Here is a 15,082-nt window from a genome sequence, read left to right as displayed (position 1 = left end):
GGCGAGGCTCAGCACCAGACGTGCTCGACGAGGTAGCAGGTGTACGTCCCCGGATACCAGGTCTCGGGGTGCCCGCCGGTGTCGTTGTCGACGCAGATCTCGCAGTACGCGTGGATGCACTCGGGGTCGGTGCTCTGCGGGCTCGCCCCCGGGGACTTCACGGGCTTCTCCGAGTAGAAGAACCCGTCGGCCTTCAGCTGATCGAGCTCGCTCGCCGACAGCTTGCCGAAGGCGGCCGCGTCCGCGGCGATGCTGAACCTGTCGTCCGAGCTCTCCGTCAGCACGGGCGCCGGGTAGTCGCCGTAGTCGGCGCTCTCCACCGCGGCCATCTGCTCCGAGAGCAGGACCTCCTTGCCGTTGCCGGTGGCGAGCTTGATGCGCGCGTAGTCGATCGGCGCCGCCGAGTAGTCGAGGGCGTAGACCGTCTTCTGGTCCATCTCGAGGCTCAGGAACTTCCCCTCCGGGATGTCGGCCTGCGTGATCCGCTCATGCGTCACCGCGTCATCGACGACCGGCTCCTCCGACGCGCCGCATCCGGTAAAACCGGCCGCCGCGATGACGCCGAGCGCAACACTGAGAGCGAGCGATTTGGAAGAACGGATGGACTGTCGAATCATGTTGGGCATTCCTTTCTATTGGCTCACTGACGGAGGTCACCTAGCCCCGAGCTGGCCAGAGGGAGCTCCACCCCCTGTCGGTCCTTCGAGCGATGGCTGCCTGTCGGACCCCACGACTCCCGCGAGTCGATCGGAATGAGGGGAAGATGATTTCAAACGGTGCCGCAGCCCCCCCATACCTGGCAAGTAAATTCCCGGCGCGAAAGAGAATTCCATCGTTCTTTCTGCGGCATAGTGGTCGGGACGGTGCGCTGTGCGGGCCCGGCATACCTGCTGCAGTACAGCGATCCCACGGCGGGAATCAGGGGTTGCCTTGAGAGCCGGTCACGGACATACCGGAGCCTACATGGTGGACGAGCAGCGCGCGCGGTCCAGGCGAGTCGAGGGGACGGCTGAGGCCGACATCGTGGTGCTCGACGGCCCGCTCGGGACCGAGCTCGCCGCGCGGGGGGTCGAGACGCCGGCGCCGCTCTGGAGCGCGGCGGCCCTGCTCGACGCGCGCGGCTGCGACGTCGTCCGCGCGATCCACCGGGACTACGCGCGCGCGGGCGCCACGGTGCACACGGCGAACACGTTCCGCACGAAGCGGAGGCAGGCGGGCGCCGCGTGGGCCGAGCTCCTCTCGCGCGCGGTCTCGCTCGCGCGCGAGGCCGTCGGCGAGGTGGACCCGCGGCACCGCGTCGCCGGGAGCATCGCGCCGCTCGAGGACTGCTACCGGCCGGATCTCAGCCCGGCCGACGCGCGGCAGGAGCACCGCGCGCTCGCGCAGGCGCTCGCGGCGGCGCGCGTCGACGTCCTGCTCTGCGAGACGTTCCCGCACGTCGGCGAGGCGCTCGTGGCGCTCGAGGAGGCCGTCGCCACGGGCGTCGAAGCGTGGGTGTCGTTCACGGCGGGACCGGGCGCGGATCTCCTCTCGCCCGAGGACGTCGGCGCCGCCGCGCGGGAGGCGGCCGCCCGCGGCGCGCGGGCCGTCCTGGTCAACTGCACCCCGGCGACGCGCACGCTCGAGCACGTCGAGCGGCTCGCGGCGTGCGGCGTCCCGTTCGGCGCCTACGCGAACGCCGGCGCGGAGGCCGAGGGGCTCGGCTGGGCCGAGGGGCAGGGCCGCGCTTCGGCCGCGCGCTACGCCGACCTCGCGCGCGGCTGGATCGAGGCGGGCGCCACGATCGTGGGCGGCTGCTGCGGGACGGGGCCCGCGCACATCGCGGCGCTGCGCGCGCTCGCCGACGAGGCGGCGCGCCGCCCGGCGGGGCCTCTGCGCTGAGGCGCCGATCGCCGGTTGCTCTTCCCGGGTCGACGTGCCACCGATGCCCGAGGCGCAGGGCGGCGCCGGCGCGGCGCCCTGCAGACGATCCAGATCCCGAGATGGCACGCAGTCGCGATCGGCGACACACCACGGAGACGGAGCGCACGATGATCGACCTCTATTACTGGCCCACCCCGAACGGCTGGAAGATCAGCATCATGCTCGAGGAGACGGGCCTCCCGTACAAGCTCATCCCGGTCAACATCGGGCGGGGCGATCAGTTCAAGCCGGAGTTCCTCGCGATCAGCCCCAACAACCGGATGCCCGCGATCGTCGATCACGATCCGCCGGGCGGCGGGGCGCCGATCTCGGTGTTCGAGTCGGGCGCGATCCTGCTCTACCTCGCGGAGAAGACGGGGCAGCTCATCCCCTCGGATGTCCGTGGTCGTTACGACGTGACCCAGTGGCTCATGTGGCAGATGGGCGGCCTCGGCCCGATGACCGGTCAGGCGGGGCACTTCAGCCAGTATGCGCCGGAGAAGATCCCGTACGCGATCGAGCGCTACACGAACGAGGTCCGCCGGCTCTACGGCGTGATGGACAAGCGGCTCGCGGATCGGCCCTACCTGGCGGGCGAGTACTCGATCGCCGACATCGCGAGCTTCCCCTGGGCGATGCTGCACGATCGCTACGGGGTGTCCGCCGACGAGCTCCCGAGCTTCAAGCGGTGGATCGACGCGGTGCGCGCGCGGCCGGCCGTCGCGCGGGGGCTCGCGGCGGGGAGCGAGCTGCGGAACCAGAGCCAATCGCTCGACGACGAGGCGAAGCGCTGGCTGTTCGGCAAGAAGCCCCAGGCGTGAGCCGCCCGTCCGCGGGGCGCGTGAGGCGCGGCCTCGGCGCCCCGCGGCGGCGCGCGAGCGTCGCGGGCGCGCAACGCTTCGTGGACGGGGCTGCGGCCTGGGCGGACGGGTCGACCTCGGACGAACCGTCCCGTCCCGGCGCCCCGGCGATGCACACGCGGCTCGAGCGACGCGCCTCCGAGCAGGGCGAGGCCGGCGCGCAACGCGCCTCGCGGGCGGATCAGCGCGCTGCGCTTCGGAGGAGCGGTGCGCCCTGGCTGGACCCGGACGCCGCTGGCGCGCGCTGCATGTTCCGCCGCCCCAACGTCAAGCATGCCGGGAGCGGAAACGTATGCACACGTCGGATAGGCACACACTCTGCTCTGCGGTGAGCCGAGATGTCTGGGCCTGCTGGGCCCTCGTGGACATCGGGGGGAACCGATCATGTCGATGCATAGCAAGATGCTGGTGCCTGCAGTTCTTTTCGCTGCCCTCGCCGCCGGTTGCGCGGTGAGCACGGACGAGGCCGATCTCGATCAAGCCGAGCTCGACGAGGCCTCGATCGTGTCGGCCGAGCAAGCGCTCGAGGGGGCGCGGGGCGGATACATGGGAATGAGCACGTCCCAGCTCGGTCCGGGGCAGGCGGGGCTCGTCCCCAGCCAGGCGGGGCTCGTTCCCAGCCAGGCGGGGCTCGTTCCCAGCCAGGCGGGGCTCATCCCGAGCAAGGGCTCTTTCGGCCCGAGCAAGGGCTCTTTCGGCCCGAGCAAGGGCTCTTTCGGCCCGAGCAAGGGTGAGATGATCCCGAGCAAGGGCTCTTTCGGCCCGAGCAAGGGCTCTTTCGGCCCGAGCAAGGGCTCTTTCGGTCCGAGCAAGGGCGGGATCCCGTCCAAGGCTGGGTTCGGCTACGGCCAGCAATCCGGCCAGGCGATGCTGGGTCAGCAGGCCGGCGTTGGCCAGACCGCCGCCCTCGGCCAGACGGCCATCGGCCAATCGGGCGCTTACGGCCACGTCGGCCAGCTGGGCGTCGGCCAGCAGTCGGGCTTCGCGCCCGGCACCACGGGCCAGACCGGCGGGTACGGCCAGCAGCGCAACCCCTGATCTCCCCGCGCGCGAGCCCCTCCGGCTCACCGGAGCCGCCATGGGCCGCGCCCCGCGCGACGATCCGGAGCACGAGGCCGCCAAGACGCCAGGACCCAAGGAGACGTCCGCTGTCTCCCTCGCGCCCTCGGCGTCTCGGCGGTCGATCTCCTCTCGTCCTCCTCTCGTCCGAGCCCCCAGGGGACCGCGTTCAGGGCAGGATCCGCGCTTGGATCCACCGCGCCTCGGGCTGTCAGAACACGACGGTCCGGCGGCCCTCGACGATGACCCGCCGCTCCAGGTGCGCCCGGACGGCGCGAGAGAGGACGAGGCGCTCCACGTCACGCCCCACCCGGGTCATCTCGTCTGGACCCAGCTGGTGATTCACGCGCGCGACGTCCTGCTCGATGATCGGCCCCTGGTCCAGATCCCGCGTGGCGTAGTGCGCCGTCGCGCCGATGAGCTTCACGCCGCGCGCGTGCGCCTGATGGTACGGCTTCGCGCCCTGGAACGCGGGCAGGAACCCGTGGTGAATGTTGATGACGGGCGGCCCCTCATCGAGGATCTGCTCGGACAGGATTTGCATGTACCGCGCCAGCACGACGAGATCGACATGGTGCCTCTTCAGCAGGTGGAGCACCTGGCGCTCCTGCTCGCGCTTCGTCTCCGGGGTGATCGGGAGACAGAAGAAGGGGATTCGGAAGCTCTCGGCCACCGCCTCGAGCGTGGGGTGATTGGAGATGACGAGCGGGATCTCGCACCGGAGCTCGCCCGCGCGCTGCCGGAGCACGAGATCGTAGAGGCACGCCGGATCCTTGGTCACCAGGATCGCCATCTTCGGGACGTGATCGCTGTAGTCGACCGACCAGCGGGCCGAGAGCGACGTGGCGAGCTCGCGAAAGGCGGCCTCGATCGCGCTGCGGGAGGCCGAGCCGCCCAGGGCGGTGACCGCGGCCGGCGAGGAGAGACCGGACAGATCGACGACGAGGCGCATGAAGAAGCGCGGTCCCTCGTCCGTGAACGCATCCGTGTGATTGCTCGCGTCGATGATGTTCAGGCCGATGTTGTAGAAGAACCCCGCGAGTCGCGCGACGAGACCGGGCTGGTCGGGCGCGGCGACGAGGAAGGTTGCGTGGACAGGACCCGTCATGCGGGCCATGGTGCTCGCCCCGAGGCAGCGGCGCAAGCGCGGGGCGCGGCGGGCCGCTACCGCCCCTCGCCGCTCTCCGAGGACGGCGGCCCCGACGGATCCTCCGCGCTCCTGGGCGCCAGCGTGGAGAGCTCCGCCCAGGGGATGCGCACGGTGCGCTCGACGTCGCGCAGGTGGGCGCTGTCGTTGTAATAGATGAGGTGCCACGCCTCCGCGCGCCCCCAGCGCCGCCGGCGCTGCCAGTGGGTGAGCGACGTGTGGCGGGTGGCGAAGTGCGCCACCGGAAACGCGAGCGCGTTCATCTTGAAGAAGTGGAGGAACGCGACGTCGATGAAGCCGCCGTGCGTGACGATCGCGATCGTCCGCCCCTCGTGCTCGCGGGTGATGCGATCGAGGGCGACGGAGACCCGCAGCATGAACTGAGCCCAGCTCTCCCCGCCGGGGCTCGCCGGGCGGTACGGCTCGCGCTCGAAATCGATCGCATAACGCACCATCGCCTCTCCGACGGGCATCCCGTCCGCCTCGCCGGGGCGGAGCTCCTGGACGTCGTCGTCGAGCGTGACGGGCAGCCCGAGGGCGGGCGCGATGATCTCGGCGGTCTGCTGCGCCCGGCGAAAGGAGCTCGCGATCAGGACATCGGCGACGAGCTCGCGCGTCGCGGCCAGGCGATCGCGCAGCCGCTCCGCCTGGAGGACCCCGAGCGACGTCAGCCCGGTGTCCCCGCGCATCCCGCCCACGATATGGTTCACGTTGACGAGCGCTTCTCCGTGCCGGATGAGATAGAGGTTCGTCACGATCTGAGCCTCCGAGGCGCGCGACCTGGCGAGGGGGACGGCCGCGCGGGGCGGTCCGCGCCCGCTAGGAAGAGCAAGGCCCCCCTCGAATGTCAAGGGTTTGTGCCGCGGCCGGGCGGTCGCTCAGGGGCAGCCGTGGAGGAGCGCGAAGAAGGCCGCGCTCTCGGAGCAGACCTGCTCGGCGCGCAGGGCGCTGCAGAAATCGTCGGCCGTGCGGAAGAACTTCTCTCCCGTGCTGCCCTCGATGCAGGAGATCGAATAGACGAACCGCGGGCCGCTCTCTCCGGGGTCGCCGGGGCTCCCCGGCTCGGACGCGCCGCCCACCTGGGCGCCGGTGCCGCCGGCGTCCCCCGGCGGATCGACGCCGAACGCCGGGAATACCACGATGGGCAAGAGGCCGAAGAGGCCTGCTACGAAATGCGGGATCATGAGCTCACCTCCAACGTCGATGAAAATGCATCCGCGTACGAGGTAGCGAGTGCATCTGCCGTATCGATATGCATTCGACAGGCCAGCTCGGGTCATGTCCGCCCATTGCACACGGCCGCGCGGCGAGCGCGCTCCGGAGCGAGGGAGCCGACCCGTCCGGGCCGGAGGCGCCGGGCCCGGTCGCCGCCGACGGGGACGCGTCGCCGCCCGGGGCCGCGCCGGCGGCGCGGGGGGCCGCGCTCGCCAGCGCGCGGGGCCGCGCTTGCCAGCGCGCTCGGACATGGCCTACAAGGCGGGCCCCCTGGCCTACAAGGCGGGCCCCCTGAAGGAGACCTCATGTACCGTCGCAGCTTCATCGCGGCCGCGCTGCTCGGCGTCGCGGCCCTCGCCGGGTGCGCGCCGAGCTGGCGCGTCGTGACCCAGGCGAGCCCCGCTCCGTTCGTGGGCCAGCGGTATTTCGCCCTGATGCCCATCGACTTCGTGGGCCTCCAGATCATCGACCAGTCCGAGGACCGGTACCTCGCCGGCAAGGACGGGGACGACTACCAGCGCTTCATGGCCGACAAGGACTCCATCAACGAGGAGTTCGCGAAGGCCCTGGTCGAGGACGCCAAGGAGGAGGGCATCGAGGTCGCGGAGGCCACCGGCGCGACGTCGGCGCAGTTCGTGCTCAAGCCCTATGTCGGCTACCTGAACCCCGGCTTCTACGCGGTGGTCTCCTCGGCGCCCAGCCAGATCCGGCTGACCTTGCGGATCACGACGCGGGACGGCAAGGTGCTCGACGAGGTCCAGTTCTCGAGCCGCACGCCGTCGCCCATCCCGAACACGGCCATGAGCGCCGCCGAGGCGGACAAGCTGACGATGGGCGGCCGCTGGCGCGAGGACGCGCGCGTGATCGGGGCCTACGCGGCCCGCTATCTCGCGTCGCGCGTCGCCCCCTAGCGCGCGCCGCGGCGGAGCCGCCCTCCCCTCCCCGGGCGCCTCCAGGCCCGGGGAGCCGCGCCCGCGGGGCGCCGCGCGGGCCGCACGCGCCACGGCGGCCGCCCGCCCGCTTCACAGCAGGATCCCGCGGAGCAGGAGCTCGGCCACGCTGAAGTAGATCACGAGGCCGGAGACGTCGACGAGGGTCGCCACGAACGGCGCCGAGGCGCTCGCCGGGTCGAAGCCGAGCGCCCGGAGCGCGAACGGCAGGAGCGCGCCCGCCAGCGTGCCCCACGTCACGACGCCGACCAGGCTGAGGGCGACGGTCAGCGCGAGCAGCACGTAGTGCCGGCCGTAGGCCCCGAAGAGCTGCTCCCAGGCGAGGACGCGCAGGAAGCCGATCCCGCCGAGGATCCCGCCGAGCAGGAGGCCCGACGCGAGCTCCCGGCGGCTGACGCGGAAGAAATCGCCGATCCGGATCTCGCCGAGCGCCATCGCCCGGATGACCAGCGTCGTCGCCTGAGATCCGGAGTTGCCCCCGCTCGAGATGATGAGCGGCACGAAGAGAGCCAGCACGACCGCGCGGGCGATCTCGTCCTCATAGTGCCCCATCGCGGTGGCGGTGAGGAGCTCGCCCACGAACAGCGCGGAGAGCCAGCCCGCGCGCTTGCCGAGCATCTTGAAGAGCGGGGTCCGGAGGTACGGCGCGTCGAGCGCCTGCATGCCGCCGAGCTTCTGGATGTCCTCGGTCGCCTCCTCCTCCACGACGTCCACGATGTCGTCGGCGGTGACGATCCCCTTCATGCGGCCCTCGCCGTCGACGACGGGGATCGCCACGAGATCGTGCTCCGCGAAGCGCCGCGCGACCGCCTCCTGGTCGGCGTCCTCGTTGACCGAGACGACGTCGGTCCTCATGACGTCGCTGATCCGGAGGTGGCCGGGCGTGATCATGAGCTGCCTCAGCGACACCACGCCGCGCAGCCGCTGCTCGGCGTCGAGCACATAACCGTAGTAGATGGTCTCGAGGTGATCCCGGGCCTGCCGCTTGAGGTAGCTGATCGCCTCGTCGACGGTCGCCTCGGGCCGCACGCGCGCGAACCACGGGCTCATGAGCCCGCCGGCCTCGTCCTCCGCGTAGGCGAGGAGGGCGCTCACCTCCCGGCGCGTCGGATGGTCGAGCAGCGAGAGGAGCTCTTCCTGCTCGGCCGGGGACACCTCGAGGAGGATGTCCGCCACGTCGTCGGGCGCGAGCAGGCGGAGCCACAGCCTCCGCTCGCCCTTGCTGAGGGCGGCGAGGAGCGCGGCTTGGTCGGCGGTGGGGAGGCCCTGGAAGAAATCCTCCGCCTCCTCGCGCCGCAGGCGGCGATAGGCCTGCACCCGCTCCTCGTTCTCCAGGGCCGGCCACGACACGGACAGCTCGGCGGCCGAGAGCGTCTCGTTCGCCTGGATGGGCGGGCGTTCCATCATCGCCTCACCTCGTCGAGCGCCTGGCCCGCCCCGTCGGCGTCGCCCGGCAGAAGGTGCTCAGTCAGCGGAGCCCAGCGGCAAGCTCGGCCCTCGATCCACGGTGAGCCACGGGTTAGCAACGCGCGCGCCACGGCCGCGCCGGCCGCGCCGGCCGCGCCGATCGTGCCCGCGGCGTGCCCGCGGCGCCGCCCGCCTGCGCCAGCGGCCAGCGCTACGCGTCAGCGCTCCGCCTCGGGCGGTCCAATCGCCCTCCGGCACATTCCGACATCCTCGAATTTTTCCTTGGCCAATCGAACCGTGTCGACGCGCGGAGTTCGGTTTGACAGAAGCCAGCCGCGACGACTAGAATGGAAGCGCTTTCCTTCGGCTTGTCTTGTATCATGAAATCTTCGCCTCAGGCGGTCACGACGAACTCCGGCGCTCGGCCGTCGGTGCGCATGGAGGAGGTGGCCCGGCACGCCGGGGTGTCTCCGGCGACGGTCAGCCGGGTCCTGAACGACCGGGGCAAGTGCAGCGCGAAGACGCGCGAGCGGGTGCTCGCCGCGATACGCGATCTCGGCTACGTCGCGAACGCGGCCGCGAGGAGCCTCGCGCAGGGCCGGACAGGCTCCCTCGGCTTTCTCCTGCCCACCATCGGCACCGAGTTCATGTCGAGCTTCCTCCAGGTCGTCGCGAGCGCGGCCACCGAGGAGGGGTATGATCTCCTCATCGCACTGCGCTCGGAGAGCTCGCTGCGTCGGATGCTCGGCCGGCACAACACCGATGGCGTCCTGATCTTCGGCTCCGCGATGGGCGAGGCGAGCCTGAGGCGGCTCGCGGCCGAGGGGTTCCCGGCGCTGCTCGTCTATCGAACGCCGCCGCCGGACCTCTCCTTGCCGAGCATCGCCATCGACAACGAGGCCGGCGTGCGGGAGTCGATCGAGCACCTGATCCAGGCGCACGGCCGGCGTCGCATCGCGTTCCTGCGGGGCCCCGCGGGGAACGAGGACGCGGGGCGGCGCGAGGAGGCGTACCGGGCAACGCTCGTGCGCCACGGCCTCCCGGTCGATCCGCGCCTCTGCCGCAGCGGGCTCAGCGCCGAGGAGGCGCGCGCCTCGACGATGGCGTGGCTCCGCGAGCAGGCGGAGCTCGACGCGGTCGTCGGCTGGTGCGACGCCGCCGCGATCGGCGCGATGGATGCGCTGCGGAGCGAGGGCCGGGGCGTCCCCGCCGACGTGTCGGTGGTGGGGTTCGACGACATCGGTCCTGCCCGGCACCTCGATCCGGCGCTCACCACGGTCCGCCCGCCGACGGAGCTCGTCGGGAGGCTCGCCGTCCGGGAGCTCGTGCGGCTCGTCCAGAGCGGCGCCGCGCAGAGCGGCGCCGCGGAGCCGCAGCCACGGCTCCCCGTCGAGCTCGTCGTCCGTCGCTCCTGCGGCTGCTCGCGCTGACGAGCGCCGTTCTCGCGGCGGCGCGCGGCGGGGCGCTCAGGCGGGCGCGGGCGGGCCGAGCGGATCGACCCCGAACCGGCGCAGGAGGCGGCAGAGCGGCACGAGCGGCAGCCCCACGATGGCGGTCTCGTCGGCGTGGCGCACGTCGTCGAACAGCCACGGCCCGTGCTTCTCGAAGAGGTACCCGCCCGCGCTGCCGATGGGCCGATCCAGCGCGACGTAGCGGCGGATCTGCGCGCGGTCGAGCGGCCGGACGCGGAGCTCCACCGTGACGGTCTCGACCAGCGTCCGCGGCTCCCCGGGCGCGAGCGGCAGCCCCGGAGGCGCGTGCACCGCGACGGCGGTGTGGAGGGCGTGGACGCGCCCGGCGAGCCGCCCGAGCTGGTCCGCCGCCTCGTCGAGCGACGCCGGCTTGCGGAGGAGCTCGCCGTCGAGATCGAGCGCCTGGTCGGCGCCGATGATCAGGGCGCCTTCATGCGCGGCCGCGAGGCTCAGCGCCTTCCCCTCCGCGAAAGCGCGGGCGCAGGCGACGGGCGCCAGCCCCTCGGGCGCGATCTCGTCGAACGCCGGCGCGACGGCCTCGTACGCGAGCCCGAGGCGATCGAGGAGCGCCCTCCGGAACGGAGACGTGGAGGCGAGGACAACCCGGGACATGGCCGGATCCATGGCACGGAACGGCGCCCGTGCCGAGGGGGACCGGTCCCCCTGCCCCGCGCGCCGCTCGGACGAGAGGGAGGAGAAGACCGCCAAGGCGCCAAGGACGCCAAGAGAGGAATCGTGGGCTTCCCGTGTTCCTCGGCCGAGCTCTTCACCTCAGTTCTTCTTGTTTTCTGGGCGCCCTTGGCGCCTTGGCGGTTTGCCCCGTCGCACTTCTCGCTCTCTTGGCGCCTCGGCGGCTTTCTTCCTCTCGATTCATCGCAATCCATCTCCATATCCATATCCATCTCATTTTCAATTTCAATTCCCGTGCCAGGCGCGCCCGGGCGCCGCTCGAATCCCCGCGGAAACCCTCCGCACCTCGGAGCCGATTCGCCAACTGCATTCATTCCATCGAATTTGCCTGCGGGCACGGAGAGTCAGCAACATCAAAAACCCCGGGGATCCGTGAAGGAATGGCGTACATTGGCCGCCGTAAGGTGTCGCCTGAATTACCCATCATGCATTTCATTAAAAAGCAGCTTGCACTTCGACTCCGCAGCACGTGAGATTGCGGCGATGCAGCAACTCAATACAAGACACCTCGTCACGCTCTCTCTCGTCGCGCCGGGCATCGGGCTCTCCGTGCTGCTCGCGGCCTCGCCGGCGAGCGGAGCGACGTACGAGGTGGGTCGAGGCAAGCAGTACTCGAGCCTCGCGGAGGTCGCCCCTCGTCTCGCTGCGGGGGATGTGGTCGAGGTCCAGGGCGACGCGACCTATCCAGGGGACGTGATCTTCAAGAAATCCGGCACCGAAGCGCAGAAGATCACCATCCGCGGCGTCCGCGTGAACGGCCGCCGCCCCGTGCTGTCCGGAGGGACGAACACGGTGGTCTTCGGTGGCAATCATTACACCTTCGAAGGATTCGAGATCACCCGGGGCGCGAGCCGCTGCGTGTTCAACCGCGCGCACGACGTCACCGTCCGCGACGCGGTGGTGCACGATTGCCCAGGCCACGGCATCCTAGGCGCCGACTCCGAGTCGGGCTCGTTCACGCTGGAGTACGTCGAGGTCTACGCGTGCGGCTCCGGCGACAGCAGGCACCCCATCTACATCGCGACCGACGAGGAGACGCGCCTCGGCTCGGTGTTCCGCATGCGGCATTGCTACGTCCACGACGGCAACGGCGGCAACAACGTGAAGAGCCGCGCCGAGCGGAACGAGATCTATTACAACTGGATCGAGGGCGCGAAATACCACGAGATCGAGCTCATCGGGCCCGACGGCCAGGACGAGGGGCTCGCGCGCGAGGACTCGGACGTGGTCGGCAACGTCTTCGTCAAGACGGGCCAGCACTTCCTCGCGCGCATCGGCGGCGACGGGACGGGGCAGACGTTCGGTCGCTTCCGGTTCGTCAACAACACGTTCCTGCTCGCCCCCGGCTCGCGGCCGGCGATCCGGATGTTCGACGGCATCGAGAGCGTCGAGATGAGCAACAACGTGTTCTATCGGCGCGGCGGCGGCGGCGTGGAGGTCTACGTCGACAGGTCGGCGAGCTGGGTGACGGGAGCGGCGCTCATCGCGGGCGCGAACAACTGGGTTCCGTCCGGCTCCTCGGCCATCCCCGCGGCGTGGACGGGCACGCTGCAGGGCGCCGATCCCAGGTTCGCCGACGTCGGCTCGCTCGACCTCCGCCCGGCGGCGGGCAGCCCGCTCATCGACGCCGGCGCCCGGTGGACGCCGAGCCCGGCCGGGCACCCGTTCCCGAGCCCGCTCGCCGCGCCGCGGTCCGCCCCCGCCAGGGGCGTGCGCGCGGCCAGCGGAGCGCCGCAGCGGCCGACCGCGGGCGCGATCGACATCGGCGCCTACGAGTTCGGGCCCGGCCTCGCCGACGCCACGATCGCCATGAGGGCTGCCGCCGCCGACGACGCCGGCGGCGCCGCGGCCGAGAGCGACGGCGCGGACAGCGACGCCGCCGACAGCGACGGCGTGGACAGCGACGCCGCCGGCAACGACGGCGCGGACGGCGACGCCGCCGGCAACGACGGCGCGGAGATCGACAGCGACGCCGCCGCCAGCCACGCCGGCTCGTGCAGCGCCGGCGGGGCGCTCGCAGGTGGCCCGCTCGCCGGCTCGGGCGCGGCCGCCGCCGCGGCGGCCGCGCTCCTCGGGGCCGCCCTCCGGCGCCGCGGCCGCCGCTAGCTCGCGTGCGCCGCAGCGCGGGCGCTCACGCCACGAGCGCGCGCAGGAAGCGCCGCGCCGCGGCCGGATCGGGCAGCTGAAACGCCGCGGAGCTCTCCCCGCCGCCCACGTGGATGGTCAGGGCCGTCGGGGGGAGCGCCGCGAACAGATCCTCGTCCGTCCGGTCGTCGCCGAGCGCGACCACCATCGCCTCGGGCGGCACCGTCGCCAGCACCCGCGGCACGATCACCCCCTTGTTCACGCCGCGCAGCCGCACCTCCAGCACCTTCCGGCCGGGGATCAGCTCGAGGTCGCGCTCGCGCAGCACCTCCTCGAGCTTGGCGGGCACCTCGCGCGCCATCTGGCTGGCGAGCTCCGGGTCGGCCGACCGGTAGTGCCACGCGATCGACGCCACCTTCTCCTCGATGAAGCTGCCCGCCGTGCGGTCGACGAACCCCTGGAGGACGTCGCGGACCCGCGGCTTCCAGTCGAGCGACGCCTCGCGGAGCGCGACCCAGGGCTCGCCGGGGGCCGCGCGGGAGAAGAACCCGTGCTCCGCGTGCAGGCTGATGGGCAGCTCGCCCAGCCAGCGATCGAGATCCTCGCGCGGCCGGCCGCTCACCACGTGCACCTGCGTCCGCGGGCGCGCCGCGAGCTCGCGCAGATCCGCGATGAGCTCCTCGTCCGGCGGCGCGAGCTCGGGCATCGCCGCGAGCGGGACGAGCGTGCCGTCGTAGTCGAGCATCACGACCAGCGACGGGGCGCTGCGCGCGCTCGCGATCGTGTTCGGCTGGGGCGCGTCGGTGCGCCGCCGGACCGCCCCGACCTCGGGCGCCGCGCTGCACGCGCGCTCGAGATCGTTCAGGAAGCAGTGCGCCCAGCGGTGCACGTCGTGCGTGACGACGCGGCGCCGGAGCGCCTGCATCCGGACGCGCTGCTCGGACGGCGGCATGACGAGCGCCCGCTTGATCGTCGCGGCCACCGAGTCGATGTCGTACGGGTTGACCGGGAGCGCCTCGATCAGCTCGGCGGCCGCGCCCGCGAACTCGCTCAGCACGAGGGCGCCGGTGTCGTCGATCCGCGAGGCCACGTACTCCTTGCAGACCAGGTTCATCCCGTCGCGCAGCGGCGTCACCATCATCACGTCGGCCGCGAGGTAGAGCGCGACGACCTCGGACATGGGCATCGACCGGTGCAGGAAGTGGATCGGGACGTCGTCGAGCGTCGCGTAGCTGCCGTTGATGCGGCCGACGAGCTCGTTCACGGTGCGCCGGAAGTCGGCGTAGGCGTCCACCTTCTCGCGCGTCGGCACCGCGAGCTGGATGAACCGGACCTTGCTCCGGAGCTCGGGCTCGCGCTCGAGGAAGCGCTCGATCGCGAGCATGCGCCGCGGGATGCCCTTGGTGTAGTCGAGCCGATCGATGCCGAGCACGATCTTCCGCCCCTGGGCGCGCTCGCGGATGCGCCGCGCCTCGGCGCGGACCTCCTCGTCCCGGGCGAGCCGCACGAGCTCGTCGACGTCGATGCTGACCGGGTAGACGCCGAGCCGCACCTTCCGCCCCTCGACCGCGAGCGTCTCGAGGTCGGGATCGAGGCCGAGCACGCGCGCGGCGGAGTAGACGAAGTGGTACCGATACGACGCCGTGTGAAACCCGACGACGTCCGCGCCGAGCATGCCGCGCAGCACCTGCTCCCGCCACGGCAGGCTCCGGAAGACCTCGGCCGCGGGGAACGGGATGTGCAGGAAGAAGCCGATCCGCGCGTCCGGGATCCGCTGGCGCAGCATCGCCGGCACGAGCGTGAGCTGGTAGTCGTGGATCCAGACGCGGTCGCCGGGCCTGTGCTGCGCGACGATCGCCTCGGTGAAGCGCTCGTTCACCTCGCGGTAGGTCTCCCAGTCGCGCCGGGCGTCGAGGTGGACCTTCTCGGTCAGGTAGTGGAACAGCGGCCACAGCACGCCGTTCGAGAAGCCGTCGTAATAGCGCCGCACCTCGGCCGGCGTGAGGTGCACCGGGACGGTGCCGAGCTGCCGGAGCTGCTCCTCGAGCGCCGCGCGCTGCGCCGCGCCGAGGCGCGAGAGGTCGCCCGGCCAGCCCAGCCAGAGCCCGCCGTGGCGCTCGTGGGGGCTCCGCATCGCGGTGACCAGGCCGCCCGCCGACGGGGCGACGGAGACGTCGCCCCGATCGACGTGAACGGTCACGGGCAGGCGGTTCGAGACGATGAGCAGGCGGGACATGCGCGGGCGAAAAAGCTAGCGCATGGCGACCGCGCCGCGCCCTCGCGGCGCGGCGAAAT

General features: G+C 71.8%; 13 protein-coding genes. 6 read left to right on the top strand and 7 right to left on the bottom strand.

Annotation, left to right across the window (positions count from 1 at the left end; translation table 11 throughout):
* Positions 1 to 8: 8 nt before the first annotated feature.
* Complete coding sequence (locus NQZ70_RS03730; RefSeq protein WP_237244995.1) at positions 9 to 617, bottom strand: hypothetical protein; 609 nt, start codon at positions 615 to 617, stop codon at positions 9 to 11.
* Between the two features lie 346 nt (positions 618 to 963).
* Here NQZ70_RS03730 and NQZ70_RS03725 point away from each other — a divergent pair, with 346 nt between their 5' ends.
* From NQZ70_RS03725 to NQZ70_RS03715, 3 genes are all read left to right on the top strand, one after another.
* A complete protein-coding gene (locus NQZ70_RS03725; protein ID WP_129572985.1) occupies positions 964 to 1,881 on the top strand; it encodes a homocysteine S-methyltransferase family protein in 918 nt (305 codons plus the stop codon).
* A 149-nt stretch (positions 1,882 to 2,030) separates the two neighbouring features.
* The gene (locus NQZ70_RS03720; protein ID WP_129572984.1) at positions 2,031 to 2,723 is read left to right on the top strand and encodes a glutathione S-transferase N-terminal domain-containing protein; all 693 of its coding nucleotides are present in this window, start codon (positions 2,031 to 2,033) and stop codon (positions 2,721 to 2,723) included.
* 423 nt (positions 2,724 to 3,146) lie between these two features.
* Positions 3,147 to 3,800 carry a hypothetical protein gene (locus NQZ70_RS03715; RefSeq protein ID WP_129572983.1) on the top strand — a complete coding sequence of 218 codons (654 nt, stop codon included), beginning with the start codon at positions 3,147 to 3,149 and terminating at the stop codon, positions 3,798 to 3,800.
* Between the two features lie 232 nt (positions 3,801 to 4,032).
* Here the strand turns inward: NQZ70_RS03715 and purU are convergent, their stop codons facing one another.
* From purU to NQZ70_RS03700, 3 genes are all read right to left on the bottom strand, one after another.
* Positions 4,033 to 4,929: a formyltetrahydrofolate deformylase gene (gene purU, locus NQZ70_RS03710; protein WP_129572982.1), complete on the bottom strand. Its 897-nt coding sequence runs from the start codon at positions 4,927 to 4,929 to the stop codon at positions 4,033 to 4,035.
* Between the two features lie 56 nt (positions 4,930 to 4,985).
* Positions 4,986 to 5,723 (bottom strand): histidine phosphatase family protein, encoded by a 738-nt coding sequence (locus NQZ70_RS03705; RefSeq protein WP_129572981.1) that lies wholly within the window; start codon positions 5,721 to 5,723, stop codon positions 4,986 to 4,988.
* Between the two features lie 123 nt (positions 5,724 to 5,846).
* The gene (locus NQZ70_RS03700) at positions 5,847 to 6,152 is read right to left on the bottom strand and encodes a hypothetical protein (protein ID WP_165373768.1); all 306 of its coding nucleotides are present in this window, start codon (positions 6,150 to 6,152) and stop codon (positions 5,847 to 5,849) included.
* A gap of 336 nt (positions 6,153 to 6,488) precedes the next feature.
* Here NQZ70_RS03700 and NQZ70_RS03695 point away from each other — a divergent pair, with 336 nt between their 5' ends.
* Positions 6,489 to 7,094: a hypothetical protein gene (locus NQZ70_RS03695; protein ID WP_129572980.1), complete on the top strand. Its 606-nt coding sequence runs from the start codon at positions 6,489 to 6,491 to the stop codon at positions 7,092 to 7,094.
* 111 nt (positions 7,095 to 7,205) lie between these two features.
* Here the strand turns inward: NQZ70_RS03695 and mgtE are convergent, their stop codons facing one another.
* Positions 7,206 to 8,540 (bottom strand): magnesium transporter, encoded by a 1,335-nt coding sequence (gene mgtE, locus NQZ70_RS03690; protein ID WP_129572979.1) that lies wholly within the window; start codon positions 8,538 to 8,540, stop codon positions 7,206 to 7,208.
* 380 nt (positions 8,541 to 8,920) lie between these two features.
* Here mgtE and NQZ70_RS03685 point away from each other — a divergent pair, with 380 nt between their 5' ends.
* Positions 8,921 to 9,970 (top strand): LacI family DNA-binding transcriptional regulator, encoded by a 1,050-nt coding sequence (locus NQZ70_RS03685; protein ID WP_237244994.1) that lies wholly within the window; start codon positions 8,921 to 8,923, stop codon positions 9,968 to 9,970.
* A 36-nt stretch (positions 9,971 to 10,006) separates the two neighbouring features.
* On the opposite strand, the gene NQZ70_RS03680 is transcribed toward NQZ70_RS03685, so the two are convergent.
* Positions 10,007 to 10,624, bottom strand: coding sequence for a nucleoside triphosphate pyrophosphatase (locus NQZ70_RS03680; RefSeq protein ID WP_237244993.1), 618 nt, complete (start codon positions 10,622 to 10,624; stop codon positions 10,007 to 10,009).
* Positions 10,625 to 11,185: 561 nt separating this feature from the next.
* Between NQZ70_RS03680 and NQZ70_RS03675 the strand changes: the two genes are divergently transcribed.
* The gene (locus NQZ70_RS03675) at positions 11,186 to 12,808 is read left to right on the top strand and encodes a right-handed parallel beta-helix repeat-containing protein (RefSeq protein WP_237244992.1); all 1,623 of its coding nucleotides are present in this window, start codon (positions 11,186 to 11,188) and stop codon (positions 12,806 to 12,808) included.
* 25 nt (positions 12,809 to 12,833) lie between these two features.
* Here NQZ70_RS03675 and NQZ70_RS03670 read toward each other — a convergent pair whose 3' ends face one another.
* Complete coding sequence (locus NQZ70_RS03670; protein ID WP_129572976.1) at positions 12,834 to 15,023, bottom strand: bifunctional alpha,alpha-trehalose-phosphate synthase (UDP-forming)/trehalose-phosphatase; 2,190 nt, start codon at positions 15,021 to 15,023, stop codon at positions 12,834 to 12,836.
* Positions 15,024 to 15,082: the final 59 nt, after the last annotated feature.

Source organism: Sorangium sp. So ce836, assembly GCF_028553905.1.
GTDB classification, from domain to species: domain Bacteria; phylum Myxococcota_A; class Polyangia; order Polyangiales; family Polyangiaceae; genus Sorangium; species Sorangium cellulosum_D.
Note: the sequence above shows the minus strand (reverse complement) of the source record. Positions and strands in the feature narration are given on the sequence as shown.